This window comes from Frankia gtarii, assembly GCF_025403375.1.
Taxonomy (GTDB): Bacteria; Actinomycetota; Actinomycetes; order Frankiales; family Frankiaceae; genus Frankia; species Frankia gtarii.
In genome coordinates this window covers 1-2,073 of the sequence record NZ_JAMPTM010000495.1, presented here as the reverse complement: position 1 = coordinate 2,073, position 2,073 = coordinate 1, and the positions used below count along the sequence as shown (strand labels likewise).

The following is a 2,073-nucleotide window of genomic DNA, read 5'->3' as shown; positions in this document are numbered from 1 at the left end:
GATCTCGCCAGTCGCCCCGCCGCGCCTGACCGCACACACCTTCAGCCGGTCATTACTTTATGTATCTTCTCAACTCCATAGAGTAGCCATGTGCGATTGGCTTCCCCATGCCTCCCGCCGCGCACCCGATCTTCCTGGACGGCCATAGGTGATCTTTCCGACGATCGAGTTCGCGGCGTTCTTCGTCGTGGTGATGGCGCTGTCCTGGCTGCTGATGCCCCGACCGGCGCTGTGGAAGCCGTTCATCCTCGCCGCGTCGTACTTCTTCTACGGCTTTGCCGACGCCCGGTTCGTCCTGCTCATCGTCGCCTCCACCCTGATCAACCAGGCGGCCGCGCGGGCGGTCCACCGGTTCCGGGACCGGCGCATCCTCGCCGCGGCGATCGCCTGCGACCTCGGCCTGCTCGGCTGGTTCAAGTACTACGGCTTCTTCGCGCTGTCCGTCGATCGCGCCCTGGCCGACGCCGGACTGCCCACCCCGCTCCCACTGCTCCAGGTGGCGCTGCCGATCGGGATCTCGTTCTTCACCTTCCAGGCGCTGAGCTACGTCATCGATGTCCACCGCGGGATCACCCCGCCGGCACCGCTGCTCGACTTCGCCGTCTACGAGGCGTTCTTCCCGCATCTGGTGGCCGGTCCCATCGTGCGGGCCAGCGAGTTCCTCCCGCAGCTCGCCACCCCGCGGGACCCGGCCCGGGTGCCGACCACGCGGGCGGCGTTCCTCATCCTCGGCGGGCTGATCAAGAAGGTCGTGCTCGCCGACGTCATCGCCTCCCGACTGGTCGACCCGGTCTTCGACGCCCCCGGCCAGCACTCGTCCACCGAGATCGGTGTCGCCATCTACGGCTACGCCGTCCAGATCTACTGCGACTTCTCGGCCTACTCCGACATTGCCATCGGGATCGCGCTGCTACTCGGCTTCCGCTTCCCGGACAACTTCAACCGGCCATACGCGTCGCGCAGCCTGCAGGAGTTCTGGCGGCGCTGGCACATGACGCTGTCACGCTGGCTGCGCGACTACGTGTACCTGCCCCTGGGCGGAAGTCGACGCGGACGCCGCCGGACCCACCTGAACCTCATGATCACCATGACCCTGGGCGGCCTGTGGCACGGGGCGTCGTGGACCTTCGTACTGTGGGGGGCGCTGCACGGCGCCGCCCTGGTGACCGAACGCCGGCTACGGGCCCGGTGGACGGGACGGACGGCCGCCGCCGGGCCCGCGCGGATGCCGTCGCCGCGCGCCGACTCCGACGCCGGCGCCACCCCCGCCGCGCCTCGCGGCGAGGCCCTCTCCGCGCAGCGCTCAGCGCCGCCGGACGAACGTGCAGCCGCCGACCTCCCGGCGCGACCCGACCTCCCGGCGCGACCCGACATGCCCGCGCAGCCCGACATGCCCGCGCGACCCGACGTGCCCGCGCAGCCCAACGTGCCCGCGATCGACTCAGGAACAGAGGCCTCCTCGACAGCGCCCACGTCCCGGGCGATCGGGTTGGCCGCGGCGCCCGCACCGGCCGCCGCCGGGACCGCGACCCGGGTCACCGGCCCCGTACGCGGCTGGGCGGCCCGCCTCGTCGTCTTCCACTTCGTCTGCGCGACCTGGGTGCTCTTCCGCGCCCCGGATCTGGACACGGCGGGCCGCCTGTTCGCGCGGCTTTTCACAGCCGGCGGCCCGGCGCCGCTGGTCACCCCCTCGGTGGTGGCCGCGATAGCGGTGGGCCTGACCACGGCGGCCGTCCCGCAGCGCTGGTGGGCCAGGGCGCAGGCCCGGTTCACGCAGGTGGGCCTCGGCTCGCAGATCGCCCTGCTGACCATGGCCATGATGGTCATTTACGCGGTTGTCGGGCAACAGGACGTCGCCCCGTTCATCTACTTCCGCTTCTGAGGACAGCCCGCCGGGGCGTGGGGCCACCAAATCCCGGCGAAGCACCTAAGGTAATCATGTAAGCACGGAAAGTGATTTCCATCTATCCTCCACGGCCGTCGACGGAGCCCGCGACCATGACCGAGCGCGACGATGCCTGTCTCTTATACACCTCTGCCGCTGCCGAGGACTTAATAACTGTTGATGTGGGG

The 2,073-nt window shown here is 69.9% G+C and carries 1 protein-coding gene; it reads left to right on the top strand.

From position 1 onward, the window contains the following. Positions 1-148: 148 nt before the first annotated feature. Positions 149-1,882: an MBOAT family O-acyltransferase gene (locus tag NBZ83_RS31785; protein ID WP_261565062.1), complete on the top strand. Its 1,734-nt coding sequence runs from the start codon at positions 149-151 to the stop codon at positions 1,880-1,882. Positions 1,883-2,073 lie beyond the last annotated feature (191 nt).